At 41.4% G+C, this 23,602-nt stretch carries 27 protein-coding genes; 17 read left to right on the top strand and 10 right to left on the bottom strand.

Annotated elements, in window-relative coordinates; genetic code table 11:
* Window positions 1-30: 30 nt before the first annotated feature.
* Window positions 31-609, bottom strand: coding sequence for a bifunctional adenosylcobinamide kinase/adenosylcobinamide-phosphate guanylyltransferase (cobU, locus tag JUI58_RS26315; protein WP_204106830.1), 579 nt, complete (start codon window positions 607-609; stop codon window positions 31-33).
* 179 nt (window positions 610-788) lie between these two features.
* Between cobU and JUI58_RS26310 the strand changes: the two genes are divergently transcribed.
* The 5 genes from JUI58_RS26310 (at window position 789) to JUI58_RS26290 (ending at window position 5,639) form a co-directional block, all read left to right on the top strand.
* Window positions 789-1,526, top strand: a complete 738-nt coding sequence (locus JUI58_RS26310; RefSeq protein ID WP_204106829.1) for a hypothetical protein — start codon at window positions 789-791, stop codon at window positions 1,524-1,526.
* A 57-nt stretch (window positions 1,527-1,583) separates the two neighbouring features.
* A complete protein-coding gene (locus JUI58_RS26305) occupies window positions 1,584-2,597 on the top strand; it encodes a glycosyltransferase family 2 protein (RefSeq protein WP_204106828.1) in 1,014 nt (337 codons plus the stop codon).
* Window positions 2,584-3,180 carry a hormogonium polysaccharide biosynthesis acetyltransferase HpsU gene (gene hpsU, locus JUI58_RS26300; RefSeq protein WP_204106827.1) on the top strand — a complete coding sequence of 199 codons (597 nt, stop codon included), beginning with the start codon at window positions 2,584-2,586 and terminating at the stop codon, window positions 3,178-3,180. Before JUI58_RS26305 ends, hpsU begins: the two co-directional genes overlap by 14 nt.
* A gap of 435 nt (window positions 3,181-3,615) precedes the next feature.
* A complete protein-coding gene (locus JUI58_RS26295) occupies window positions 3,616-5,202 on the top strand; it encodes a hypothetical protein (protein WP_204106826.1) in 1,587 nt (528 codons plus the stop codon).
* Window positions 5,203-5,297: 95 nt separating this feature from the next.
* The gene (locus JUI58_RS26290) at window positions 5,298-5,639 is read left to right on the top strand and encodes a hypothetical protein (RefSeq protein ID WP_204106825.1); all 342 of its coding nucleotides are present in this window, start codon (window positions 5,298-5,300) and stop codon (window positions 5,637-5,639) included.
* 28 nt (window positions 5,640-5,667) lie between these two features.
* Here JUI58_RS26290 and JUI58_RS26285 read toward each other — a convergent pair whose 3' ends face one another.
* Both JUI58_RS26285 and JUI58_RS26280 read right to left on the bottom strand, forming a co-directional pair.
* The gene (locus JUI58_RS26285; protein ID WP_239121725.1) at window positions 5,668-6,477 is read right to left on the bottom strand and encodes a tetratricopeptide repeat protein; all 810 of its coding nucleotides are present in this window, start codon (window positions 6,475-6,477) and stop codon (window positions 5,668-5,670) included.
* A 54-nt stretch (window positions 6,478-6,531) separates the two neighbouring features.
* On the bottom strand, window positions 6,532-6,858 hold the full coding sequence (locus tag JUI58_RS26280; protein WP_204106824.1) for an STAS domain-containing protein: 327 nt from the start codon (window positions 6,856-6,858) through the stop codon (window positions 6,532-6,534).
* Between the two features lie 25 nt (window positions 6,859-6,883).
* Between JUI58_RS26280 and JUI58_RS26275 the strand changes: the two genes are divergently transcribed.
* Window positions 6,884-7,486, top strand: a complete 603-nt coding sequence (locus tag JUI58_RS26275) for an alpha/beta hydrolase (protein ID WP_204106823.1) — start codon at window positions 6,884-6,886, stop codon at window positions 7,484-7,486.
* On the opposite strand, the gene JUI58_RS26270 is transcribed toward JUI58_RS26275, so the two are convergent.
* The gene (locus JUI58_RS26270) at window positions 7,476-9,632 is read right to left on the bottom strand and encodes a histidine kinase dimerization/phospho-acceptor domain-containing protein (RefSeq protein WP_204106822.1); all 2,157 of its coding nucleotides are present in this window, start codon (window positions 9,630-9,632) and stop codon (window positions 7,476-7,478) included. The two genes, JUI58_RS26275 and JUI58_RS26270, sit on opposite strands and share 11 nt — an antisense overlap.
* 139 nt (window positions 9,633-9,771) lie before the next feature.
* Entirely contained in the window at window positions 9,772-11,244 is a 1,473-nt protein-coding gene (locus JUI58_RS26265) for a glycosyltransferase family 39 protein (RefSeq protein WP_204106821.1), read from the bottom strand.
* A 206-nt stretch (window positions 11,245-11,450) separates the two neighbouring features.
* Between JUI58_RS26265 and JUI58_RS26260 the strand changes: the two genes are divergently transcribed.
* From JUI58_RS26260 to JUI58_RS26250, 3 genes are all read left to right on the top strand, one after another.
* The gene (locus JUI58_RS26260; protein WP_204106820.1) at window positions 11,451-12,350 is read left to right on the top strand and encodes a lysylphosphatidylglycerol synthase domain-containing protein; all 900 of its coding nucleotides are present in this window, start codon (window positions 11,451-11,453) and stop codon (window positions 12,348-12,350) included.
* Window positions 12,347-13,339, top strand: coding sequence for a glycosyltransferase family 2 protein (locus tag JUI58_RS26255; protein WP_204106819.1), 993 nt, complete (start codon window positions 12,347-12,349; stop codon window positions 13,337-13,339). Before JUI58_RS26260 ends, JUI58_RS26255 begins: the two co-directional genes overlap by 4 nt.
* A gap of 69 nt (window positions 13,340-13,408) precedes the next feature.
* On the top strand, window positions 13,409-13,717 hold the full coding sequence (locus JUI58_RS26250) for an urease subunit beta (RefSeq protein WP_204106818.1): 309 nt from the start codon (window positions 13,409-13,411) through the stop codon (window positions 13,715-13,717).
* A 34-nt stretch (window positions 13,718-13,751) separates the two neighbouring features.
* On the opposite strand, the gene JUI58_RS26245 is transcribed toward JUI58_RS26250, so the two are convergent.
* Complete coding sequence (locus JUI58_RS26245) at window positions 13,752-14,255, bottom strand: Hsp20/alpha crystallin family protein (RefSeq protein ID WP_204106817.1); 504 nt, start codon at window positions 14,253-14,255, stop codon at window positions 13,752-13,754.
* Window positions 14,256-14,517: 262 nt separating this feature from the next.
* Between JUI58_RS26245 and psaC the strand changes: the two genes are divergently transcribed.
* On the top strand, window positions 14,518-14,763 hold the full coding sequence (gene psaC / locus JUI58_RS26240) for a photosystem I iron-sulfur center protein PsaC (RefSeq protein ID WP_204106816.1): 246 nt from the start codon (window positions 14,518-14,520) through the stop codon (window positions 14,761-14,763).
* 93 nt (window positions 14,764-14,856) lie between these two features.
* Here psaC and ilvN read toward each other — a convergent pair whose 3' ends face one another.
* The gene (ilvN, locus tag JUI58_RS26235; RefSeq protein WP_204106815.1) at window positions 14,857-15,378 is read right to left on the bottom strand and encodes an acetolactate synthase small subunit; all 522 of its coding nucleotides are present in this window, start codon (window positions 15,376-15,378) and stop codon (window positions 14,857-14,859) included.
* 149 nt (window positions 15,379-15,527) lie between these two features.
* Between ilvN and JUI58_RS26230 the strand changes: the two genes are divergently transcribed.
* Window positions 15,528-15,989, top strand: a complete 462-nt coding sequence (locus tag JUI58_RS26230; protein ID WP_204106814.1) for a DNA phosphorothioation-associated protein 4 — start codon at window positions 15,528-15,530, stop codon at window positions 15,987-15,989.
* A 6-nt stretch (window positions 15,990-15,995) separates the two neighbouring features.
* Here the strand turns inward: JUI58_RS26230 and JUI58_RS26225 are convergent, their stop codons facing one another.
* Window positions 15,996-16,832 carry a Uma2 family endonuclease gene (locus tag JUI58_RS26225; protein WP_204106813.1) on the bottom strand — a complete coding sequence of 279 codons (837 nt, stop codon included), beginning with the start codon at window positions 16,830-16,832 and terminating at the stop codon, window positions 15,996-15,998.
* 129 nt (window positions 16,833-16,961) lie between these two features.
* On the opposite strand from JUI58_RS26225, the gene rpsN reads away from it, so the two are divergent.
* The gene (rpsN, locus tag JUI58_RS26220) at window positions 16,962-17,264 is read left to right on the top strand and encodes a 30S ribosomal protein S14 (protein WP_204106812.1); all 303 of its coding nucleotides are present in this window, start codon (window positions 16,962-16,964) and stop codon (window positions 17,262-17,264) included.
* A gap of 40 nt (window positions 17,265-17,304) precedes the next feature.
* On the opposite strand, the gene JUI58_RS26215 is transcribed toward rpsN, so the two are convergent.
* Complete coding sequence (locus tag JUI58_RS26215) at window positions 17,305-17,634, bottom strand: hypothetical protein (RefSeq protein WP_204106811.1); 330 nt, start codon at window positions 17,632-17,634, stop codon at window positions 17,305-17,307.
* A gap of 516 nt (window positions 17,635-18,150) precedes the next feature.
* On the opposite strand from JUI58_RS26215, the gene JUI58_RS26210 reads away from it, so the two are divergent.
* Complete coding sequence (locus JUI58_RS26210; protein ID WP_204106810.1) at window positions 18,151-19,140, top strand: RNA polymerase sigma factor, RpoD/SigA family; 990 nt, start codon at window positions 18,151-18,153, stop codon at window positions 19,138-19,140.
* 83 nt (window positions 19,141-19,223) lie between these two features.
* On the opposite strand, the gene JUI58_RS26205 is transcribed toward JUI58_RS26210, so the two are convergent.
* Window positions 19,224-19,625: a thioesterase family protein gene (locus JUI58_RS26205; protein ID WP_204106809.1), complete on the bottom strand. Its 402-nt coding sequence runs from the start codon at window positions 19,623-19,625 to the stop codon at window positions 19,224-19,226.
* Window positions 19,626-19,643: 18 nt separating this feature from the next.
* Here JUI58_RS26205 and JUI58_RS26200 point away from each other — a divergent pair, with 18 nt between their 5' ends.
* The 4 genes from JUI58_RS26200 to JUI58_RS26185 all read left to right on the top strand — a co-directional run bounded on the left by JUI58_RS26200 (window position 19,644) and on the right by JUI58_RS26185 (window position 23,571).
* Window positions 19,644-20,546 carry an ABC transporter ATP-binding protein gene (locus JUI58_RS26200; protein ID WP_204106808.1) on the top strand — a complete coding sequence of 301 codons (903 nt, stop codon included), beginning with the start codon at window positions 19,644-19,646 and terminating at the stop codon, window positions 20,544-20,546.
* A 295-nt stretch (window positions 20,547-20,841) separates the two neighbouring features.
* A complete protein-coding gene (locus JUI58_RS26195; protein WP_204106807.1) occupies window positions 20,842-22,071 on the top strand; it encodes a globin family protein in 1,230 nt (409 codons plus the stop codon).
* Between the two features lie 10 nt (window positions 22,072-22,081).
* Entirely contained in the window at window positions 22,082-22,768 is a 687-nt protein-coding gene (locus JUI58_RS26190) for a cytochrome c3 family protein (RefSeq protein WP_204106806.1), read from the top strand.
* Window positions 22,765-23,571 carry a cytochrome c3 family protein gene (locus JUI58_RS26185; protein ID WP_204106805.1) on the top strand — a complete coding sequence of 269 codons (807 nt, stop codon included), beginning with the start codon at window positions 22,765-22,767 and terminating at the stop codon, window positions 23,569-23,571. The genes JUI58_RS26190 and JUI58_RS26185 overlap by 4 nt, the downstream gene beginning before the upstream one ends.
* The last annotated feature ends 31 nt before the right edge of the window (window positions 23,572-23,602 follow it).

Raw genomic sequence — 23,602 nt, 5'->3', positions numbered from 1 at the left:
GAGTGCGGGTTTGATGTTAGGGTTTGAGTATCACGATAATTCTTTAAAAATATTGTGAGAGATGGGGGTGCCAATTTGAGTTAAATCGATCGCATATCCTCCTGTAACTAGATATACCGTTGAAGCGATCGCGCCAATACGTCGCGTTAAATTACCTAGGCGATCGCGAAATTTGCGACCGAGGGGGTAAGCAGGAACTAAACCCCATCCCGTCTCCTCTGCCACTAAAATCACCTCTCCCCGCGCTTGCTGCAAACTGGCCAACAAGTTGACGGCGATCGCCTCCCATTCTTCCTCCCCGCGATCGAGAACATTTGCCAACCATGTTCCTAAAGAATCCACCAAAAAACAATCCTCCTCCTGCATAGCCTGGATCGTTACAGCCAATTCCACCGGAACGAGTAAGGTTTTCCACTCCACCGGACGACGTAAAACGTGCTGGTAAATCTTAGCATTCCACTCCGGATCCTCGGGATTTTCCTGCGCCGTGGCCACATAACTCACCGCTTTTGTTGAATCTCGCGCCAACTGTTCCGCCCAAGCACTTTTACCCGAACTAGCCGGACCGATCACTAAAATTAAAGGCCGAGATGATTTTTTTAGAGACATTTTTCAAAATTAAGGTGAAGAATGCAAAGAAGAACCAATACAATAGGAGCAGAGAAATTTAAAACGGGATGAGAGGATAACCTCAAAACCAGAAAAATTTCCCTTGGCGATCGCGGATAGCAGCCAACTTAATTGCCATCCCAAATCAGGCCAAAGTTAAATAGTGGCGAGAGACCAACATGAGACCAGAACTACGACGCATCGAAACGGCTTTAGCTCAACTCGACAGAAATCCCCGAGAGGGGCGAAACTATCGAGAAACAAAACTCCCACTTCGGCAAGAAGCACGTAATCCCTCTTTTGCTCTCGCCAAGCCCATCTCATTACCCTCCCCTCAACTCTCCCAGCCTAAATTATCCCCTTCCCAATTATCCCCTTCCCGACTCCCTCAATCTCAAAAGACCCCAACAGCATCCTTTCCTAAACCGTATCAAAGTCAACTCACAAACCTACCGCGATTGCAAGCGGTGCAAATTAGCAAGCATCGCCACGGAGTTAATCCAGCCCTTGCAACTAACTTGCTCAAAGAAATTGAGGAAATCACCATGAATTGGCAGCGAGAACTCAAAAAAGTCTTGATTGCCATTCAAGACCTTTATCTCGAAGGTCCCATTGTTGATGGCTGGCTTGAATCTCAATCTCCCCTTCCCGATCGCGCCTCCCCATCACCTTCCTTAAGTTTAGAACAATCTAACTCATCTTATCGCCCCGGTTATCGCCTTTGCGGTTTGGATGAAAATGGTCGTCTCTGGTCGAGAACTTGTCCCCCCGAGCAAGTTGCAGGAGTTAGTGTAGCCATCTCTCGTTACCAAAAATTGCGCCAATTGCTCAAAAGCAAACAAACACTTGAGAATCGACTCAGCAATCTTGCCGAAACATTAGTGATGGTTCACGGCAAACTAAAAGAAGAAGTTTAAATATTGCCCACTTTTTATCTGTTCTCTCGTTCTCAACCTTTTCTAACAACCAAGATAATGACCCAACATTCTACATCTGAATCTGAAAAGAAAATTCCTGTTTCGGTTCTCATTCCGGCAAAGAACGAAGAATTAAATATGCCTAAATGTTTGGAATGTGTCTCTAGAGCAGATGAAATTTTTGTTGTAGACTCCCATAGTAGCGATCGCACAATAGAAATTTGTAAAGAACAGAGTGAAATCTATAATATAAAAATAGTTCAATTTGATTATGAACGAGGAAGCTGGCCGAAAAAGAAAAATTGGGCGTTAGAAAATTTGAAGTTCAAGCACGAATGGGTATTAATTGTTGATTGTGATGAACAGATTACGGATGAACTTTGGAGAGAAATTGAGAATATTCTCAAAAATCCTCAATACGATGGTTACTATATCAATCGTAAAGTTTATTTCTTCGATCGCTGGATTAAATATGGTGGAAAATATCCCGATTGGAATTTGCGTTTATTCAAACACGCAAAGGGTCGCTACGAGAATTTATTAACAGAAGATGGTTCTGACACGGGAGATAATGAAGTTCACGAACACGTTATTTTAGATAAGGATTCCCAAGAAGGTTTTATTGAAAATGCGCCGATGATCCACATGGATTTCAAAAGTATTTCTGCGTGGTTAGCTCGTCACAATCGTTATTCTAATTGGGAAGCGAGGTTTTATGATAATCTTCGTGAAGGGGTTTACGAAAAATCTGTCGCATCACATCAAGGCAGGATTATTCAGCCTAAATTGTTTCAAGGAACTCCTTTAGAAAAGAAGCGTTTTATCAGGAAGGTTTGGGTTTGGCTTCCTTTAAGACCCTTATTACGTTTTATTATTGTCTACTTTTTAAAGTTAGGATTTTTGGACGGGAGAGCAGGTTATTTTTACGCTCGTTTAATTAGTCACTATGAGGCTCAAATTGGGATTAAATGGTATGAGATGCGGAATTGTCAAAATAATAGTCAAAAAATGAAAGTTACAGAATTAGAGAAGACACAAACAAAACAGTTAGAAACTAATGAAGCAAACTAACCCATCTTCTCCTCTTCTCGATACCGAACCTTGGATTGATTTACGCAATTACGACCAATCGGGATACGATCGCGGCAAACCGAGTTGGTATGTTTTATTATGGTGGTTTGTGCAGGCGATCGCATTTCCTTTGACGCTACATAATTTCAGTTCAATTCGTTGTAAAATTTTGCGTTTGTTTGGTGCAAAAATTGGCAAAGGGGTAATTATTCGTCCCACGGCTCGTATTACTTACCCTTGGAAAATTGAGATTGGGGATTACAGTTGGATTGGGGATGATGTCGTTTTATACAGTTTAGATCGAATTTGGATTGGGGAACATTGCGTTATTTCACAAAAATGTTATTTATGTACGGGAAGCCATGACATTAGCGATCGCGCTTTTGCCCTACAAACCGAACCGATTTTCATTGGCAATGGGGCATGGGTCGCAACGGACTGTTTTATCGCACCAGGGGTTAAAATTGGGGCAAATGCAGTCATTGGGGGCAGAAGTAGCGTCTACCGCGATATTCCCGCAGCACAAGTCGCCTTTGGCAATCCCTGTCGTCCTCGTTACGAACGTAAGATAGTGGATAGTTGATAGTTGATAGTTGATAGTTGATAGCTGATAGTGGATAGTGGATAGTGGATAGTGGATAGTGGATAGTGGATAGTGGATAGTGGATAGTGGATAGTGGATAGTTGATAGTTGATAGTTGATAGTTGATAGTGGATAGTGGATAGTTGATAGTTGATAGTTGATAGTTGATAGTTTGTGGTTGATAGTGGATAGTGGATAGTGGATAGTGGATAGTGGATAGTGGATAGTGGATAGTGGATAGTGGATAGTGGATAGTGGATAGTTGATAGCTGATAGCTGATAGTTTGTGGTTGAGGGGTTTGTGGCGATCGCGTTTGTAACAATATTTCAGAGAAACAGGCCAATTTGGGTTTCTTCTCGATAAAATGAACAACAATACATGGGGATTGCTTCGATTCCCGAATTTCACTGACTTTTATTTGTGTGAGGAAAAAAATGACAAAATTTTGGTTAACCACCAAATCAACAACAGCAGCCCTTTGTCTGCTGGGGATCGGAGCCAATACCGCCCTCGCGATGGAATCTCTTGTTCCCGAAAACAATTTGGACGATTGCGAAACCTTTGATACGCTTTCTGCTGAGGCGAGTTCTACCGATTTCAATACCCTAACTTGCGATTCCTCTCTGTTGGAAGAAGAAGGGATAGAGGAAGAAACAGAAGTATTACGCGATCGCGTTGAATTTGAAGAATATTCCGATCCATCTTGGCAAGAAGATACCCCGATCTGGGAGACTTCCGAACCTCTCCCGACAGAAACCGAAGCAGAATGGGAGAATGTCCCCGATGCAGCCTCAGAAGCATGGGACACTTCCACACCGATCGCCGAGACGGAATGGGAAAATCTTCCCGATGCAGCCTCAGCCGAGACAGAATGGGAAAATCTTCCCGATGCAGCCTCAGCCGAGACAGAATGGGAGAATCTTCCCGATACAACCTTAGAAGAATGGGACTCTTCCACACCGATCGCCGAAGCAGAATGGGAAAATGTCCCCGATGCAGCCTCGGAGAACTGGGATTCTACAACCGGGGAAAATCTTCCCGCTATTTCCTCCCAGGATGCTTCCACCTCCGAACTCGCTACAGATAAGTACGAGGGAAACCTCGAAGACGATCCCCAATTCCAAGCAGTTCTCGAACCAGAAAACGCCAAAGCAGAGGTAGCTAAACTCACTTCTGAGGACTTAATTCGGGACGATCGCACCCTCAGCGAACTCATTTCCCCGACACTAGAACAACACCGACAGAAAACAACAGGTTTACCTCCAGAACAGATTATCGCTGCTGCGGAAGATAATTCCGTACCCGAAATTATCGCCTTAGATTCTAAAGTTGAAACCCCTCTCCTAGATCGCCTCGATGCCGATTTGCGCCGTCTGCGAGACCAAGCTGAAATTGTTTCTAGTCAATCTCTGAATACCCCCATTTTTATGCCCCAACCGATTTCTTTTGAGGCTTACCAAGTGAGTTTCAAGGATGATTATGGGACAATTTCCTCGGCAGAATTGGAACAGTGGGCGACTAAATTTGAGGAAGGAGCTAACTTCGAGAATGAATTTGCTGTGGATCTCATTGATGCGAAGGCGATCGCCAATGCAATCGATCCGCAACTGTTCGAGGTAGATTTGAGCGAACTAGGGTTAAAAATCTTCGATACAGAACTGTTTAAAGGAAAGGCGATCGCCACTTCTTTTTTCAATGGTAGTTTTCTCAATATTTCCTCCTCAAAGACAATAAAAACGGCATTTAATGCAGTTTTGGAAAATTGGGAAACTGCGATCGGTAACACCAATTTAACCCAAGATTTAGAGACTTTAATACCTGCTAATTTGCTGGCAGAAACCCCTTTGAACTTTGCCGGAGAAATGCCGGATTTGAGTTGGCAAGATGATGATATTTTTACGCTAGAATCTACCTTTGAAGAATTACCCGAGTTAGACTTTGGCAATCATCCCTTTGAGTTTGGTTTTAAGCAAGATTTCTTGCAGGCTTCTTCACCTTTACTAAGTAGAAAAGCAATCTAACTGTTGCGAAAATTCTGCACGTGGGAGCATTTTGCTCCCCTTTTCGTTTCTAAAAATTTCGATGGTAAATTATCAGATCGAGAAGCCTAAAAAATATGAGAATTAAATGCGTTTTTAAGTCTACATCCTTCGGAAAAATTCCCCTACCAACAACATTTTTTACTACACCTATCAAAAATTTTTACTATACAGAAACAGAGGAGTTAGGAATAGTAAATACAGTCGAGTTTATCTCAAAATTTGATTTTTATATTATTGTTCCTCCCACCCAAGAACCCATCTCTTATTCTTGTCACGAAGCTAGAATCAATAAAAGTAAAATCGAGCTTTTATTCATTAATTTTGAAACGCAACTTCCTAAAGTCTCAATTATGGGAGAAGCGGAATTAATTTCAGAAGAAGAGTTCAATGAGGCAATGAACAAAATTATTCAATAGTTTTCTCAAACTCAAAATAGATTGGGATTTAATCAAGATTGAGAAACCGTTCTAAAGCATCAACCATAAGTGGCGGCCAGCGACGGATATTTTTAACCCAATTTATATCCTGATAGCGACTATCAAGACCCGCAACAGCAACCCAATTACTTTCCGCTTCTCCTTGCGCTCCTTGTACCCAAAGAACTGCCGCTAATGCTGCTCGCATATCAGCAAACATGGGATATTTCTGAACAAGATTTCGCATTGTTACGATCGCCTCTGGTTGGCGATCGCTTTGATATAAAGCCAAGGCATAATTAGCATGAGAAATAGCTAGATTTGGGGACAATTCCGAGGCTTTTTGATAGTCCGCGATCGCCTCCTCCCAGCGTCCTTGTCCAGCTCGAGCATTACCCCGATTATTGTAAGCCATCCCCTCTTCTGGATTTAAGTCTAAAGCCCGGTTATAGTCCGCGATCGCCTCCTCCCAGCGTTTTTGTCCTTCTTTCGCAATACCTCGATTTAAGTAGGGATCTGGCGCATTAGGAGCAAGTTCGATCGCGCGATCGAAATCCGCGATCGCCTCCTCCAGTTTATTTTCCAGTACCCGCGTCCCCCCGCGATTGCTCCAAACCGCCGGATTTTCGGGAAAGCGATCGATCAGTTCGCTCCAATAGCCCTCTGCTGTGGCCAAATCCCCGCCCTCGAGAGCCGCGATCGCCTTTTCTGCTAAGGCCTCCCCCTCCTGTAACTGCTGCTCCAAAACCGTTGCATCGGGAGCATTTTCCCCACCAAAAGCAGGCATCGGCACAAAAAACAGTAATAATAAACAGAAAAAACTAACTATCCAACGCATATCGAGTACCAATTAATAATGAACTGTTGCCTCTTGCCCGTTGCCTCTTGCCTCTCAACACAATAACAAACGAATTTTAGATTGAAAAATATCATCGAGACTTTCAACAATATTAAACTCGCGATCGAGTTCAGTAATTTCTAACATATAACGAACCGGCTGTTTGAGATTCAGTAAATAAAATTGACATTGATGCTGTTTTGCCGCCCGACGCACCGCCATCAGCGCAGTTAGACCAAAATGATCGATAGTATTAACTTGTACCAGATCGATCGCCCAACAAGAATTTTCCGGTACGGGCATTAAATTGACAACTTTTTGTTGTAGGAGAGATGCTCCGCGAATATCCAAATCTCGTTGCGGACGCAGTACGATATTCATAAGTTATTCCTGATTGATTAAAACCATGCCCCCCGTCATTGCATCGCACATTTTAGAAATTCGAGGTTCGACGATTCATTATTTAGAAATAGGAGACATAAGTTCCCCCACCATTTTATTTTTACACGGTGCGAGTTTTACCGCACATACTTGGCAAGAGATTGGCACTTTAGCTTATTTTGCCGATCGCGGTTATCGGGCGATCGCGATCGATGTGCCAGGATATGGGGCTTCCCAAAGCATCAATTTTCCCCGAGAAGAATTCCTCGGGCAATTACTGGCGGGTATTGAATGCGATCGCCCTGTGCTTGTGTCTCCTTCCATGAGTGGTGGATACAGTTTGCCATTCATTACCCAGTCTGCCGAAAAATTGCGAGGATTCGTTGCCGTTGCCCCCGTTGGTATTAATCGCTATCAAGACGCGATCGCCGGCATTAAACTGCCTGTTTTAGCCATCTGGGGAAGCAACGATCATCTCGTTTCACCAAAATTAGCAGATCTTCTCGTCGAACTTATCCCGCAGGCCAAAAAAGTAATCCTCGAAAATGCCGGTCATGCTTGTTACATGAAAGCAACAGAAGCATTTCACCAACATCTTTTTTCCTTCATTCAAGACCTCAATCGCTAGTTTCAATGACCGAATCGCTATTTAATGTAAAATAAAATGTTGAACCGAGATTGACTTCCCCTTCCGCCCAAATTTTGCCCCCATGCCGTTGAATAATACGCTGAACAGTTGTTAAACCAATCCCCGTTCCCTCAAACTCGGTTGGAGAATGGAGACGTTCAAAAGCACGAAACAATTTGGCAGCATGATCCATATTAAATCCCGCACCATTATCGCGAATATAATACACAAAAGGTTCTCTTGAATTTGACTTTTCCGAATTGAGTAACGGCGGAATACTCACCCCTAATTCTATTTTTGTAACTTCGCGCTTACTCGTATATTTCCACGCATTTCCCAACAGATTATCCAAAACAATGTGTAGAAGTGGTTCATTTGCTTGAACGATTAAATCGGGACAAATATTAAATTCTGCTTGGCGATGAGGCATATTAACTCTTAAAGAGTCAAGAACATTTTTTGCCATTTGGCTTAAATTGACCTCGGTTAAGGGAAGATCGCTTTTAGTAATACGAGAGAGTTGCAATAAATCTTCAATTAAGCGTTTCATCCTTTGACAGGATTTTTCAATCTGCTGAATATAATCTTTGCCTTCTTCATCTAATTTGTCTCCATACTCTTCAAGCAGCATTTGATTAAAAAACTCAATGTGAGAAATCGGCGTTCTCAAATCGTGGGAAACAGTTCGAGAGAATGATTCTAGTTCTTCATTAACATTCTGTAATTCTATGGTTTTCTCTTGTAGAGACGCATAAAGTTTGCGAATTCTTGCTTCTGCTTTTTTTTGTTCGGTGATATCTCGACCAACATAAACATATTCTGGGCGATCGTCTACGGTTTGAATCGATCCACAGGAAAAAGCAACAGCTATTTTTTCTCCTGTTTTACGAAGACAAGCAATTTCGACTCGAGGTTTGACATTAATATCTTTAACTTGACTTAATAACTCACCATCGCACAGGAGTTTTGTCAAGGGGCGATCGAGTAATTCTCGTTCGCTATAGCCAAATAGTTCTTTTGTTGCTCGATTAACTTTTTTAATAATTCCTGCCTGCGTTGTTACAATAAGAGCATCAGCCATAGAATTAATGATTTTATCAATATAATCATTAATCCCCCTAAGTCTCCTTAATAATAATTCCGCTTCATTGGCAGATTGAACTAATTTTTGTTGAAAAATCATTCGATCTGTGGCATCATTTAAAAGAATAATCAGATAAGGATTCTCCAGAAAATCTCCCATATACTTGGTGACATAAATATCAAAATATAAGGGAGAATTTCGTTCAGCAACTCTGGCAATTCCAGGTATTCCAAAATTGTTAATTTCAGCCTGAATAACTTTGGTTAAAGTTTCTTCGCTTCCCGTTAATTCTGGAAAACTCGTTCGCACATCTTCCCCTTTAAAAATAACAATATCTTGTTCTGCATAGCGATTAATACCATCCGAATGTTCTTGAATAATGAAATTGCGATCGACCAGTAAATAATCTTGATGGGAAATGGGTGATTCTGAAATACCTTGTTTTAAGTTTTGGTTATGATCGATTAAGACTTCGCTAATTAATTGGTGCATTAATCGAGTGCGTTCTAGGAGTTGTCCAAGATATGCTTTTGTTTCAATATCAAAAGGAATTTCCCTGGGTTGAATCAGGAGTTCATTTAATTGTTTTTTGATTTGAATTAAAGTTTGTCTCAGATGATGACTGACTATATAGGGAAATTGTTGTAGTGCTGCTGTTCTGAAGCCATTAGCGGTTCTCGCTTTAGTGTTTCTTGCTATATTTTCCTCAATTTGTTTTTCAATTACTGATAAACGTAAATTTAATTCCTGATCGCTCAAAGGAAGATTTAAGTAATCATGAATCCCAACTCCCAGAAATTCTTGTAATATCTCATTATTAATTTCTTCTACACAGAGAATAATAGTAGAACTAGAAAATTTGTGCTTGAGGAATCGACAGAGTGGTAATCCTTGTTCAAGAGGATTAGATAAAGCGATAAAAATCAAGGAATAGAGAGGATGAGACAAATTCTCTTCTACCGTGGCGCGGTTGAGCAAAAATAACTCGTGATGACGCGATCGCAAAGCGCGATCGAGCGAGGCCAGATTGACGGATTCATCGGTAATAATCAGCGTTTTCATAATTCTACTCCACAATCGTCACTCTATTTCAGTCTGAAAAGCACTCACCCTGATATTATCCCCTTATCTATCATACGGAAATCGCGAAAAAACCCCAAGACAGGATTCCCTCGATCGTTTTTGTCTCAATATTTTATCCCTACCGCTTCTTCTGAAGTACAAAAACACTAAATCCATCAAATTCTTTATGTTCCTCAATAGTGAATTTTTTTTGCAGAGGTTCTAAAAGAGGTTTGGACTTTTGACCATAAACGAGCCAAATTGGTACTTTTGTTGTTGGTATCGAATCCACCCAAGCGGCTAATTCTTTACTATCTGAAGATTTATTGGGTAAGTTTTGTGGATAAATTGATAAATCTCGATCGCAGTAATGTGTAAAAGGCAGAGTCATTTTATGAATAATCGACCAAACAAGGATATCTCCTCTGTGGCGATCGCTGCAAATATAGTGAGCAATATCCCGATAGCGATCGGAAGCACCAATATATCTATTTTTTGTATTGTAGTATTTCATTAGACCTGCTCCTGATGCAAACAGATAAAATCCCAACATTACAATTGCTAGTATGCGGAATTTTTTTGCAAGTTCAATCAATCCTAAAGACAGTAGAATCATAAAGTAGGGCAAACTCGACATAATATAGCGACTTATCCAAATCGAGTAAAATGCGTGTGAAAACACAAAGACGATAAAGATTGGCAAAAATGCCCAAATTGCAATCAAGATAACATATTTCCGATTCCTACTTCGCCATAAAGAAAAAGCCCAAATCGCCAAAATCATCAAAACAATAAATTGTAGCAACAATGCTGTAAGTTTTGATGAGGGTGGATGAGCATAAACTGTCAAAATTCTGACTTGTCTTAAAACATCTGTTAATCCTGGAATTGGCGGGGTTAATTTATGAGAGTTAACGTCTATATAAACGGATACAGCAACGGGAAAAATAGCCAATGCAATCAGTGAGTAATCTGACGTAAGTTTAGATATATTTTGATATGTTAATCTTCTTTTTCGAGTAATAAAATAAATAATGAAAATAAAGAAATCAGAAAGAACAAAGACGAGATTTAAAGGTGTTGTAAAACAAGCGAGAACCCTAGCTAATATCCAAGCATACCGACTAATATTTTGCTGTTTTCTATTATCTTGATAGAGATATTTACAAAAATAAATTGCTCCAATAATTCCAAAAAATACGCTCAAGATGTAATATCTAACTTCTTGTGTATGATTGACAAAAATAGGAGATATACTCAGAAACAAAGAAGATAGTAATGCAGTTTTTTGATCGAATAGTTGTTGAGCTAACCGATAAATAGCATAAACACTTGCTAAAGCAAAGATAACTGAAAGACTTCTCAGCCAAATATCATGTTTAGAGATATTCATCCAAGGATTCAAAAGAACATAATATAAAAGCCTTCCTTTTTTGAAGCCAAGATTTTGGGCATCTCTAATACTAATAAACTCATCAATCCACAAACCTCTATAGTTAATTTTACAAAAACACAAAAAAGTCGAAATACCCAGAATTATAAATATCAAAATCCCTTTTGATTTAGCTTTAGATAATAGTTGATAAACAGTGATTTTAATTTTGACTATCATTTCCTTGAGAAGAGTATTTTCCCAATCACTACACGATATCCTAATTCTCTGGATTGAAAAAATCGTTTTAAGAACAATTGTATTGAAAAAAAGGATGAGGATCAGATAATTTTGCTCTATCATAGATCAAAAGACGAGCTATAACTCCAAAAAAATAACTTCAATAATCAAAAAGTGCTTTTGTCTTTGTCGATTCTCGCAGCACGATGAAATTTTCCCTCAAATCCGTTATTTCTTCTCTCAAACCCTTTTTACGCTGGGCAATTTTGGCGGGAATTTGCTTTTTTGTTGCGAAAACTTTGCGAGTTCATTGGCAGAATGTGACAGCGACAAGTATTGAAAATATAGATTGGGGTTATTTAGCGATCGCCTTGCTAGTGACACTTCTAGCACATTGTTGGACGGGATGGGTATGGGGTTGGATTTTATCATTTTTAAAGCATCCCGTTGCCCCAGAATGGAGCATTCGCGTCTATCTGACGACAAATATTGCTAAATATATTCCCGGTAATATTTGGCATTTTTATGGACGCATTCGCGCAGCCGAAAAAGAGAAAATTTCCTTGGCGATCGCAACAATTAGCATCCTACTCGAGTCACTACTCATGGCGGCGGCGGCGATTATCTGGGCTTTATTGAGTTATCCTCAGTTTAACCTCGGTTGGCAATTGCTTTTTTTAGGAGGGGTATTAGTGGGAATTCATCCCATTTTTCTCAATCCTGCTTTGGCGATCGCGGGCAAACTCAAAGGAAAAAACAAACACATTGCAACCAAAAAATCAATCCCACAAGTACAAAACTATCCTGTTTTGCCTCTTTTGGGGGAATTCATCTTTCTGGGTTTGCGCGGAAGTGGTTTTTTAATGGTTGTCTTGGCACTATATCCTTTAAAATTTGAGCAGGTTCCTCAGTTATTCGGCGTGTTTATTTTTGCTTGGTTATTAGGAATGATTGTTCCAGGGGCACCAGGAGGAATTGGCGTATTTGAGGGGACGGCGATCGCCTTATTACAAGGAGAGTTTGTCATGGCGATCGCCGTCTATCGCCTGATTGGAACTTCAGCAGAAGCAATTGGTGCAGCGATCGCATGGTTAATTAAACAATGAACAAGGAACAATTATCCCTGATTGATGAACGATTGCCTATTACCGATTTAGATGTTTCGGTAGCAATTCCTCTGTACAACGAGGTAGAGAGTTTACCCGAGTTGATTGCAGCGATTAATGTAGTATTGCAAGAGACAGGGTTGAGTTATGAAATTCTCTGTATTGATGATGGTTCCACGGATGGATCTACGCAATTATTGAAGGAATTGGCGCAAAAAGAACCTTATTTGCGTGGAGTATTGCTACGGCGCAATTATGGACAAACTCCCGCAATGGCGGCTGGATTTAACTATGCGAGGGGACGGGCGATCGTGACCCTAGATGGAGATTTACAGAACGATCCGGCAGATATTCCCCTCTTATTAGCCAAACTGGAGGAGGGTTACGATTTAGTGAGTGGGTGGCGCAAAAATCGCCAAGATGATGCGTTAACTCGCCTTTTACCCTCTAAGATTGCAAATTGGCTGATCGGGGGCATGACGGGGGTTAAAGTTCACGATTACGGCTGTTCTCTGAAGGCTTATCGGGCAGAGTTAGTCGCCGATATGAACTTATACGGGGAATTGCATCGTTTCTTGCCTGCTTTAGCTTATATTGAAGGAGCCAGAATTGCAGAATTGCCCGTGCGCCATCATGCCCGTAAATATGGACACAGTAAGTATGGTTTGGGACGCACGATTCGAGTCGTTTTGGACTTGTTCACGGTTTTCTTTATGAGAAAATTCCTCACCCGTCCCATGCACGTTTTTGGCTCATTGGGAATCATTTGTACAGTTTTGGGAACTGTGTTGGGGGGATATTTAACCTTTCTCAAGTTTGGACTGGGAAAGCAAATTGGCGATCGCCCTCTCCTCATTCTCGTAGCGATTCTGATTTTAGCGGGAGTCCAGTTATTTAGTTTTGGCTTATTGGCCGAATTATTGATGAGAACTTACCACGAATCCCAAGGAAGACCCATCTATCGCGTGCGCGAAGTAGTTGATAGTTGATGGTTGATAGTTGATAGTTGATAGTTGATGGTTGATAATTAGTTATTGAAAAATTGCAAATTAAAAAAAATGATTCCAGGGGAACTATTGGTAGAAGAAGGGGCGATCGCGTTAAATGAAGGACGCGAGACATTAACCGTCAATGTGAGCAATTCCGGCGATCGACCCATTCAAGTTGGCTCCCATTTCCATTTTTACGAGGTTAATTCAGCATTGAACTTCGATCGCGAGACAACCAAAGGAATGCGTCTCAATATTCCCGCAGGAACCGCAGTCCGTTTTGAACCAGGAGACGAAAAAGAAGTCGAATTAGTCACCCTAGCGGGAAGTCGCGAAGTTTATGGGCTAAATGGACGCATAAACGGGAAATTAGATTAATTTCATTATTAATTTTGTTTCCCGTTTAGATAACTTAATCATTCCAAGGATCCGCGATCGCCTCCGATTGGCTTACAATGCGATCGCTCGTTTGGGTCTTGCTGAGATTGACTTTAACAGCACGGTTTTCTCGTGCTTCCCGTTTGTAAAGATTCAAAGTGAGTATTCCCTCAGCGAAACTCGCTTCAATACCATCGTGACTGACGGCTAACGGTAAAGGGATTTTGCGCTCAAATTCGCCATAGGGGAATTCTGCTTGAAAGAATCCTCGACTGTCGGCCTTTTGTTGATAGGGACGTTTTCCCTGAATTGTGACCATTTTGCTTTGGACACTGATATCGATATCTTGAGAACTGATCCCAGGAAGCAAAACCCGCAACACAAGGCGATCGCTAAAGTTCTCTAATTCAACGGGAGGACTCCAAGGAGTTTCTCTGTCATTGCGCCCATGATTGGCACTCTCATCGCGATACAATTGGTTCATCTGGCGACGTAGAGAAGCTAAATCGGGGTAGGAATATCTTTGGGTTCGTAACATTTTTCCAATGCTCCAGAGAGATAAGTGCGATCGCTCGCATCTTTATCTTCTTCCGAGGAGCATTTCCTTGCCATTGGGGGAAACCGACAGAAATAGCCGAGTTTTCCAACATAATGTTGCGATTTCCCCTTCACTTCCGATAAATTGTTACAGAATTTAACGGTTCTGTCATCTTTTATCAGTAGAGATTAACCTCTGAGGTAAACTAACCCTTGAGTAAAAATTCGTTAAGAAAACCCTCGCTAAGGAGCGGATAGTTCTAATGTCTCATAGCGTAAAAATTTACGACACCTGTATTGGCTGCACTCAGTGCGTTCGAGCTTGTCCTCTCGACGTTTTAGAAATGGTGCCTTGGGATGGTTGTAAAGCCTCTCAAATCGCTTCCTCTCCTCGCACAGAAGACTGTGTGGGTTGTAAGCGATGCGAAACGGCTTGTCCGACCGACTTCCTAAGCATTCGAGTTTATCTCGGTGCAGAAACCACCCGCAGCATGGGTTTAGCATACTAAATAAAACCTTCATGCCACAAGCAAAGCAGGGACGATTATTCATTGTCCCTGCTTTTTTTATATATTGGATAGGATAGCGCGATCGCCCTCCTCTTAACTGACTTTCGCTTCTAAAGACTTAAGATATTCAGTATTGACTCCAGATTCTCGCGTTAGGGCAATTTTTCCCGTGCGAGCAATTTCGCGAATCCCAAATTTGTTGAGCATCTGCACGATCGCCACCATTTTCCCAGGATCGCCGACTACTTCAATAGTTAATGTCTCTTCAGAAATATCAACAATGCGAGCGCGGAACACTTGTACGATTTCGATCGCCTCAGCGCGATTAGATGTCGTCGCATTAATCTTGACTAACATTAACTCTCGTTCAACCGCAGGAGTTTGAGTGATGTCCTGTACTTTGATAACGCTAATGAGCTTATAAAGTTGCTTGATGATTTGTTCGATCACGCTATCATCCCCGGATACCACCATCGTAATGCGGGATACGGTCATTTTTTCGGCAGGACCGACAGCCAGACTCTCAATATTAAAGCCTCGGCGGGCGAATAATCCAGCAATGCGAGCGAGAACTCCTGCTTCGTCTTCAACTAAAACAGAAATAGTATGTTTCATCAGGGTTATAGTTCGATAAAATTTGGCAATATCGGGTCAAGGGGGATTCGGTTTGAGAGTTTGTCTCTGTAAACCACAACTTTTCAGTTTAACAGATTCGTTTTCCCTCATCCCTATCGATCGCCGATCGTTGTTCATTTTTCTTGGAAATGGGTGCAAGTAGAATCCGCGTCTCAAAAGATAAATCTGAATTTGTCCAAGCACTGGTATCGGGACGCGAGGGGACTTTTCAGACTTATGCAGATCTGTTGGTTTTTGCTGCACTGCTGGGAATTAAGGCGCAAAAACGCACTCCTATTGACATTGCTTCTAAAAATGAACCCGCACCGATCGGACTCGATATTTTTATTTCTCGCGGCTACGATCGCCTTATCAAACTCATTGCGATCGCGCAAACCCAAGATCCGGCCATTCTCTCAGCTTACAATCCCCAAAGCGAGTCAGAGAGAATTACAATTTTTGAAGAATATGCCAACGCTGGATTGACGTTGCTGCAAGAGGAGTTGAGGGGTGCGGTAGATTATACAGAACGATTATTATTACTTCTCAATGCAGAACGTTTTGCGGAGGATGTCCCCTCGGGAGAGTTCGATCTGACTCAATTTCTTTGAGGGGAATTAGCCGATCGCATCGGGATCGATTCCTAATTGTTGCAGGCGATCGCGCAGTGCTTTGTTTTTTCTGCGTTCTTCCTCTGCAATAGCCTCAGCACGTTCTTTTTCTTGTCGTTGGCGATCGCGATCGGCTTCAGCTAAAATTGCTCTTTCCCGTTCTTGTTCTGCAATTTCTCGTTCCTGTTGAGCAATTTCTTCAGGTAATAAAACTAAATTGCCAGAGCGATCGTAAACCCGCAACCAAATTGCCGTTTCTTTTCTCAGAGTCCCTTCCCAAGTTCCCAACCATAACCCCAAACTTTCACACCACAACCAACCTCGCTCATCCGGTGTTAGGTCTTCATAGCGCAAATTGCCACCTAAATGCCAACCTTGTAAGGATTCGCGATCGAAAGGATTGTAAACGAAATAATTCTGCGTTCTGAAAGTTTGTTCGTAAAGTTGCTTTTTGTCTCCTGTATCCACACTTGCTGTTGAGGGAGACATTAACTCTACGATCGTATCGGGATAACGTCCCTCTTCTTCCCAAACAATCCAACTGCGACGCTCTCGAGTCCCATCCACATTTAACGTCACAAAGACATCAGGACCGCGAAAATCTTTATTTTTGACCTGTGCGCTACTGTAATACATAAACATATTTCCGCCTGCATAATAATCATCTCGTCCCTGATAGGCTTGCTGGATCGAGTCGATTAAAACATTCATAGCGATGCGGTGGCGATTGCTTTCCAAGGGTTCTCCGTCGTCATAGGGTAAATCGGTAGGAGGGTGATGGTGAGTCAATTCGTCGATCGCTCGATCTGGAGGCGCTTGTTCGCGAATTAGTTCAACAGACATAATGACATTCCCTCAATCTCGATAAGAACAACTATACCGCAATCGAAATTCAATGTCGAGAGGAAACGATCGCGATCGAAAAAATGCTATCCTAGAAAATACTGTAAAAATTTACGAACCTAGGCAAACATGGCCAAGAAGAGCATGATCGAGCGCGAAAAAAAGCGCAAAAAATTAGTTGAGAAATACGCTGCTAAACGAGCGGATCTCAAAGAACAAGTGAGAAAGGCAAAAACTCCTTTAGAGCGTCTGGAAGTTCAAAGACAATTACAAAATTTACCCTTAAACAGTTCTAAGATTCGCGTTCGCAATCGTTGCTGGCTTACCGGTCGTCCTAGAGGGTATTACCGCGATTTTGGTCTTTCCCGCCATGTTATCCGGGAATGGGCTCACGAAGGACTTTTACCTGGAGTAGTGAAATCCAGTTGGTAAATTTAAGCTAGATTTAAGCTAAGTTTAAGCTAAATTTATATCATGCCCCACAGCAGCGATCGATCCCCAAACTCTCCAGGATCAGATCGCTGACTGCATTGGCTACAGCGAACTCTCCATAAAAGCTCTGACTAAAATCAAACTCTTGCATTTCCGTCACGATCGCAATTACCAAAGACCCCAAATCGTTTTCTCCCTCCAAACGCTGACGCACGAAGATTTGAGATGCACGTCTAGCAATTTCTCGATTGACAGGTTCGGGAAGAAATTCGTGATCGAGCCAAGTCTGTAAGGTTTGTAGTAACCACTCCCCTTCCTTTTGGTGATCTGTGATGGGAGGAAGAGTAATCGGAGGTATTGGATTAGGCATTTTCAGGTTTGCGATCGCGCCAGTCAGTGTGATTTCTTCAACTTTTCTTTCTCAATTTTACCTAGATTTTTATCTAGATTTTTTTAAAACTTTTCTAAAAGCGTTCGGAATGTCTCCTCAGAACGCTGTAGTGGAATGGAATATCCGAAACTCCACTCCATTATACCTTAAATGGGTTCGGCGATCCGCCCTCATCTACACTTCCTTTCACTCCCCAATCAAGCCATTATGGTAATACAAGTATTTTCCTACTGGCGAGAAAGAATGAACAATTACCTCTTTACATGGGTCTATAGATGTAGTAGACTGAAAGAAAAGTCATAATGACTTCGCTTAACAATCCCCGTTGAAATTTTATTAACAAGCAAGAGTAAAAACCCGCGATCGGAAAAAGTAGAGAACCGCCTGATTGTTTTTTTCTCCAGAATCAAACTGAACTTTGCAGGGCATTTCCCCATCAGAGGAAAACGGGCTAACAGAATACATTTCCAAGATTAAGGAGTGATAACAAGCAAGATGCCAACCGCAAAACTCGACACAAAAGTTAAATCTCTAGCAATTTCTGCCGATATGGTTCGCACCTATTTGCGCGAAATTGGACGAGTTCCTCTACTGTCCCACGAACAAGAAATTCTCTACGGAAAGCAAGTTCAACAATTGATGTTATTGTTGGACGAAAAAGAAACATTGCAAGAAGAATTGCAACATCAACCGACTCGAAAAGAATGGGCAGCACGAGTCAATTTGAGTGAAGAAGAACTAGAGAAGCTCTTGTATCAAGGGCGACGTGCCAAACAAAAAATGATCGAAGCGAATTTGCGTTTAGTGGTGGCGATCGCCAAGAAATACCAAAAGCGCAATATGGAATTTTTGGATTTAATCCAAGAAGGAACCCTAGGATTAGAAAGGGGTGTAGAAAAATTCGATCCCACCAAAGGATACAAATTTTCCACCTATGCCTATTGGTGGATTCGTCAAGCTATTACTCGCGCGATCGCCCAGCAATCTCGTGCGATTCGCTTACCGATTCACATTACCGAAAAACTCAATAAAATCAAGCGAGTTCAGAGAGAAATCTCGCAAAAAATGGGACGTAGCGCAACACCCAAAGAAATTGGGCAAGAATTAGGCTTAGAAACCGCTCAAATTCGAGAATATTTGAGTATTTCTCGTCAACCCATTTCCCTTGATATGCGAGTAGGAGATAACCAAGATACAGAATTATCAGAACTATTAGAAGATGAAAATGCCTCTCCCGATATTTACTTAACCCAAGAATCTTTGCGACAAGATTTGGGGAATATGATGGCAGAATTAACGCCCCAACAGCGTAATGTTATTGCCCTACGCTATGGTTTAGAGGATGGTAAAGCCCTCTCTTTAGCCAAAATTGGCAAACAACTCAATATTAGTCGCGAACGGGTTCGCCAGCTTGAAAGTCAGGCTCTCTCTCATCTCCGTAAACGTCGGGGTAAAGTGAAAGAGTATATTTATCAGATGGCTTAAAAAATCGTAAAATAATCAAAGAAGGGGAGGTTTGCAATGCTTGCTACCTCCCCATTTTCAGAGAAATAATTCACCACTAACCACTAACCACTAACCCATCGCAAAATCTCTTCAGGAAGGGGCGATCGCTGGCGATTTGCCGCATTAATACAGACATGACGAGTAATAACTCGTGCTAGGGTTATTTGAGGTGTTGTCAGAGATAATACTTGATAGGTAATCTCAAATTCTGTCTCCCCTAGTTGTTTGGGAGTGAGTTGAACTTCTAGGCGATCGCCACAAAACAAAGGTCGCAAAAAATCTGCCGAACTATGTACAATCGGAAGAGCAATTCCCGAAGGACTGACCAAAACTTTAAGATTCATCCCCGATCGCGCTAATGCTTCCTCGTAGGCTTCATGACACAGCACAAAAATATTAGCAAAATAAACCACTCCGGCTGCGTCTGTATCCGCTAAATGAATAGTACGCTGGTAAGAATTCATTGATAATTAATAATCGAAATGTTGCGTATTCAAAATTTGAGCAAATCTTATCATAAAAATCCGGTTTTGCAAGACTTAAGTTTGGAAATTAAAACTGGAGAAATTTATGGACTTCTTGGTTCTAATGGGGCAGGAAAAACCACAACTTTGAATATTATATGCAATTTGTTGCGACCCGATCGCGGCACTGTTTTACTAGATGGTTTACCCATTTCCAATGCAACAAAATATCTTATCGGCGTAGCACCGCAGGAAAATTTACTCTATAAAAGTTTATCGTGTCGAGAAAATTTACACTTTTTTTCTCGTCTCTATGGGTTAACAGGTCAACAACAACGCGATCGCATTTCTGCAAGTTTAGCGGCTGTGAATTTAAGCGATCGCGCCAATAGTATTGTAGAAACCCTGAGTGGAGGGATGAAGCGACGGTTAAATTTGGCGATCGCTTTGGTACATCAACCCAAATTGCTGATTTTGGACGAACCGACAACAGGATTAGATATTGAAACGCGGTATGATTTATGGGTGTTAATTCGCCAATTAAAACAGCAAGGAATGACGATTTTATTAACTACGCATTTGTTAGATGAAGCGGAAAAACTCTGCGATCGCCTTGCTATTTTGCGATCGGGACAACTTTTAGCGGAAGGGAATATTTCACAATTGCGCCGATTTGTCAAAGCCAAAGAAATTGTTAGCATACAAACCCAAGATGAGGATAGCGCGATCGCTCGAGGACAAGAATTGGGATTTCCTCATCGCTATTATGGGGGACGCTTGGCATTTTGGCTGCCAAAAGTATTAGAATTGACAGAAATTATTGCTTGTTTTGAGAACATTTCCTTAGATTCGATTTCCCGTCAACCCGTGGGACTGGAACATATTTATCTAGAAATAACTTGCGATCGCTCATTAAAATGATACTTGAAAAATCAGAGAGGCGATCGCGTTTTCTATATATTCAGACCCCTGAGAATATTATTCATGCGATTCTCGCATTTTTTTATTGCAAAAACGTAATACTATACCTTTTTTTGTAATAAAAGTTACGAAAATTAGTTGATATAGCCCTTATAAATACATTTCAGCGATCGCGCGAACATCATAACTCAATCTCCAATTTTAAAAGACAAAATAACTTTGTAAAATTTATAGATTTTGCAAGATAAATTTTGCCTAAAATGAGATGATTGTGTTAAATGGAGTCTAAATTCTCATGTCATTACAGATTGAAACCCTAGAACAAAGTTTTGAGCAAATCAAGCCCAATGCTGACGAATTCGTGAGCAGTTTTTACGAAAACCTGTTTACGGCTAATCCAGAAGCCAAACCCTTATTTGGCAGTACGGATATGGCTTCTCAAAAGAAAAAACTCCTCGCTTCTCTTGTTTTGGTTATCGAAAACCTACGCAAACCAGACACATTGAGTGAGGCCTTAAAAGGGTTAGGTGCAAAGCACGTTAAATATGGTGCATTGCCAGAACATTATCCCCTAGTTGGGAATGCTCTCTTGACCACTTTTGAGCAATATCTCGGTGAAAATTGGACAGGGGAAGTGAAACAAGCATGGGTGGAAGCCTACGGAGCAATTACTGAATTAATGCTTTCAGGAGCAGACTATTCTACTGAAGAAATTGCTTTAGATTCTCCTCAAGAAGAATCTCCACTAGCAGTAGAACTACTTGAAACCAGTTTTGAAAAAATCAAACCCCAAGCCGATGAATTTGTAAGTAGTTTTTACGAAAATCTCTTTACAACTAATCCGGAAGCCAAACCTTTATTTGGTAGTACGGATATGGCTTCTCAAAAGAAAAAACTCCTCGGTTCTTTGGTTTTAGTTGTCGAAAATCTACGCAACCCAGACAAATTAACCGAAGCATTAAAAGGATTAGGTGCAAGGCACGTTAAATACGGTGCATTGCCAGTACATTATCCCCTGGTTGGGAATGCTCTTTTGACCACTTTTGGGCAATATCTCGGTACAGATTGGACAGAAGAAGTTAAACAGGCATGGGTAAAAGCCTATGGTGTTATCACTGAATTAATGCTAGAAGGGGCAGATTATTCTACTGAGGAGGTGACGCTAAAAACCCCTGATGTTAGCCCCGAACCACAAACATTAGTTTCGCCAGAAAGCGAAATAAATGAACCACAAACATTAGTTTCGCCAGAAAGCGAAATAAATGAACCACAAACATTAGTTTCGTCGGAAAGCGAAATAAATGAACCACAAACATTAGTTTCGTCGGAAAGCGAAATAAATGAACCACAAACATTAGTTTCGTCGGAAAACGAAATAAATGAACCACAAACATTATTTTTGCCAGAAAACGAAATAAATGAACCACAAACATTAGTTTCGCCAGAAAGCGAAATAAATTGGGGTTTATTTGGAGGGGTTTTTGTGGGTGCAGGAATTCTCGTTTTCTTGCTGCTATTGCTGTAATTTTTGAAAGATGGCAAATCTGTTCGGTAGGGCTTTCAAGCCTAGTCAATTTTTACAATCTAAATTTGCCATTCTCGGAATTATTGTGCTACTTGTTGTTTGGTTTTCTGTCGCTTTTGCTTTGGATCGGCGCACTATTTTTCTGCCTGGTACAACTTCCCCTGGCCACGTTCTTTTTGAGGCTTCTTGTAGTTCTTGTCATGAAGGATTTAGTCCTGTAACCAATGAAACTTGTTTGCGCTGTCACGAAGCAGAAATGGCGGAAGATGCTCACGGACCGAAAAAGTTTCGCGATCCCCGTTGGGCTGATTTATTAACCCGAATTGATGTTTTAACTTGCACGGCTTGTCATGTGGAACACGTACATATTTTCGCTCGCGGCGTTCATCTAAAACCCGATTTGTGTATGAACTGTCACGAGGAGATTATTACGGGGGAATTAGCAAGTCACGATGGTTTTGCACCAGATGGTTGTTGGACGGCGGGATGTCACAATTTTCACGATCATCGCTCAATTTCAACGGGATTTTTGCGGCAAAATATGAATGCACCGCAATTATTGCCCACACCGGAAGTTCCGGTATTGAAAGAAGGCGATCGCCCGACTAAACCCCCTAAACCAGACTTGAACCAAGAATTTTTGCAAGCAAAATTTGAGATTCAAAATGCTAATTTAGCCAGTCGAGGGAAGGAATGAAAGGTCGCAAAACCAAACAATTAATAGTTTGTTTCATGGGCTTATTTTTGTGGTGGTCTTTACTGTTTTTTTCTCCCACTGCCCATGCTGGTAGCTTTACGGAAAAACATATCGAAGAAATTAACCTTTTATGGCAAAATAGCGCTCATGCTTTTGCTGATGTTAATTGCTCGAGTTGCCACCTACAACCGGAAACTAAACAATTAATTGTTTCGCCAAACCATGAAAGTTGCCAAAGCTGTCACAAACAACAAGTAGAAACATTTTTGTTAGGAAAACATGGCATTCGCTTGCAAGAAGGTCTGTCCCCTCTAACTCCAGCAATGGCACGTTTACCGATGAAAGAAGCGGCAGGCGATCGCCAAATGAACTGCAATACCTGTCACGATGTTCATTCTGCAAACACTTTTACGGCTTCAGTTGATTCCTGTTTGACTTGTCATAATGATTCACATTCCTTGAATTATGTCAAGTCAAAACACGGCTTATTATTTGACCAAGGGCGATCGCTGCCCAAACCTACAGCAGATTTAGTAACTTGTGCCACTTGTCACTTACCCCGACAGAAAATTGAAGGGACAAAAACTATATTTGTCAACCACAACAATACTTACAATTTGTTGCCTCGCGATCGCATGGTCAAAGATGTTTGTATGAATTGTCACGGCATGGAATATTCCTACAATAGTATCTTTGATGATGAGTTAGTGGAGGCAAATTTTGCTGCGCCCCCGACGCAATATTTACAAACTTTAGAGATGGTCAAAGCTCTCGAGGAAAAGCGATCGGGGACAGAGAATTAATTACGCAAAATTGCGTATTTCGAGACAGTTT

This window comes from Spirulina sp. CCY15215, from assembly GCF_016888125.1.
Lineage (GTDB): Bacteria > Cyanobacteriota > Cyanobacteriia > Cyanobacteriales > Spirulinaceae > CCY15215.
The sequence above is the reverse complement of the archived record's forward strand: the minus strand, read 5'-3'. Positions and strand labels throughout refer to the sequence as shown.

What these genes read in the sequence shown, in the direction of transcription:
- cobU (WP_204106830.1), bottom strand. Translation starts at nt 609, where the DNA reads ATGTCTCTAAAAAAATCATCTCGGCCTTTAATTTTAGTGATCGGTCCG.
- JUI58_RS26310 (WP_204106829.1), top strand. Translation starts at nt 789, where the DNA reads ATGAGACCAGAACTACGACGCATCGAAACGGCTTTAGCTCAACTCGAC.
- JUI58_RS26305 (WP_204106828.1), top strand. Translation starts at nt 1,584, where the DNA reads ATGACCCAACATTCTACATCTGAATCTGAAAAGAAAATTCCTGTTTCG.
- hpsU (WP_204106827.1), top strand. Translation starts at nt 2,584, where the DNA reads ATGAAGCAAACTAACCCATCTTCTCCTCTTCTCGATACCGAACCTTGG.
- JUI58_RS26295 (WP_204106826.1), top strand. Translation starts at nt 3,616, where the DNA reads ATGACAAAATTTTGGTTAACCACCAAATCAACAACAGCAGCCCTTTGT.
- JUI58_RS26290 (WP_204106825.1), top strand. Translation starts at nt 5,298, where the DNA reads ATGAGAATTAAATGCGTTTTTAAGTCTACATCCTTCGGAAAAATTCCC.
- JUI58_RS26285 (WP_239121725.1), bottom strand. Translation starts at nt 6,477, where the DNA reads ATGCGTTGGATAGTTAGTTTTTTCTGTTTATTATTACTGTTTTTTGTG.
- JUI58_RS26280 (WP_204106824.1), bottom strand. Translation starts at nt 6,858, where the DNA reads ATGAATATCGTACTGCGTCCGCAACGAGATTTGGATATTCGCGGAGCA.
- JUI58_RS26275 (WP_204106823.1), top strand. Translation starts at nt 6,884, where the DNA reads ATGCCCCCCGTCATTGCATCGCACATTTTAGAAATTCGAGGTTCGACG.
- JUI58_RS26270 (WP_204106822.1), bottom strand. Translation starts at nt 9,632, where the DNA reads ATGAAAACGCTGATTATTACCGATGAATCCGTCAATCTGGCCTCGCTC.
- JUI58_RS26265 (WP_204106821.1), bottom strand. Translation starts at nt 11,244, where the DNA reads ATGATAGTCAAAATTAAAATCACTGTTTATCAACTATTATCTAAAGCT.
- JUI58_RS26260 (WP_204106820.1), top strand. Translation starts at nt 11,451, where the DNA reads ATGAAATTTTCCCTCAAATCCGTTATTTCTTCTCTCAAACCCTTTTTA.
- JUI58_RS26255 (WP_204106819.1), top strand. Translation starts at nt 12,347, where the DNA reads ATGAACAAGGAACAATTATCCCTGATTGATGAACGATTGCCTATTACC.
- JUI58_RS26250 (WP_204106818.1), top strand. Translation starts at nt 13,409, where the DNA reads ATGATTCCAGGGGAACTATTGGTAGAAGAAGGGGCGATCGCGTTAAAT.
- JUI58_RS26245 (WP_204106817.1), bottom strand. Translation starts at nt 14,255, where the DNA reads ATGTTACGAACCCAAAGATATTCCTACCCCGATTTAGCTTCTCTACGT.
- psaC (WP_204106816.1), top strand. Translation starts at nt 14,518, where the DNA reads ATGTCTCATAGCGTAAAAATTTACGACACCTGTATTGGCTGCACTCAG.
- ilvN (WP_204106815.1), bottom strand. Translation starts at nt 15,378, where the DNA reads ATGAAACATACTATTTCTGTTTTAGTTGAAGACGAAGCAGGAGTTCTC.
- JUI58_RS26230 (WP_204106814.1), top strand. Translation starts at nt 15,528, where the DNA reads ATGGGTGCAAGTAGAATCCGCGTCTCAAAAGATAAATCTGAATTTGTC.
- JUI58_RS26225 (WP_204106813.1), bottom strand. Translation starts at nt 16,832, where the DNA reads ATGTCTGTTGAACTAATTCGCGAACAAGCGCCTCCAGATCGAGCGATC.
- rpsN (WP_204106812.1), top strand. Translation starts at nt 16,962, where the DNA reads ATGGCCAAGAAGAGCATGATCGAGCGCGAAAAAAAGCGCAAAAAATTA.
- JUI58_RS26215 (WP_204106811.1), bottom strand. Translation starts at nt 17,634, where the DNA reads ATGCCTAATCCAATACCTCCGATTACTCTTCCTCCCATCACAGATCAC.
- JUI58_RS26210 (WP_204106810.1), top strand. Translation starts at nt 18,151, where the DNA reads ATGCCAACCGCAAAACTCGACACAAAAGTTAAATCTCTAGCAATTTCT.
- JUI58_RS26205 (WP_204106809.1), bottom strand. Translation starts at nt 19,625, where the DNA reads ATGAATTCTTACCAGCGTACTATTCATTTAGCGGATACAGACGCAGCC.
- JUI58_RS26200 (WP_204106808.1), top strand. Translation starts at nt 19,644, where the DNA reads ATGTTGCGTATTCAAAATTTGAGCAAATCTTATCATAAAAATCCGGTT.
- JUI58_RS26195 (WP_204106807.1), top strand. Translation starts at nt 20,842, where the DNA reads ATGTCATTACAGATTGAAACCCTAGAACAAAGTTTTGAGCAAATCAAG.
- JUI58_RS26190 (WP_204106806.1), top strand. Translation starts at nt 22,082, where the DNA reads ATGGCAAATCTGTTCGGTAGGGCTTTCAAGCCTAGTCAATTTTTACAA.
- JUI58_RS26185 (WP_204106805.1), top strand. Translation starts at nt 22,765, where the DNA reads ATGAAAGGTCGCAAAACCAAACAATTAATAGTTTGTTTCATGGGCTTA.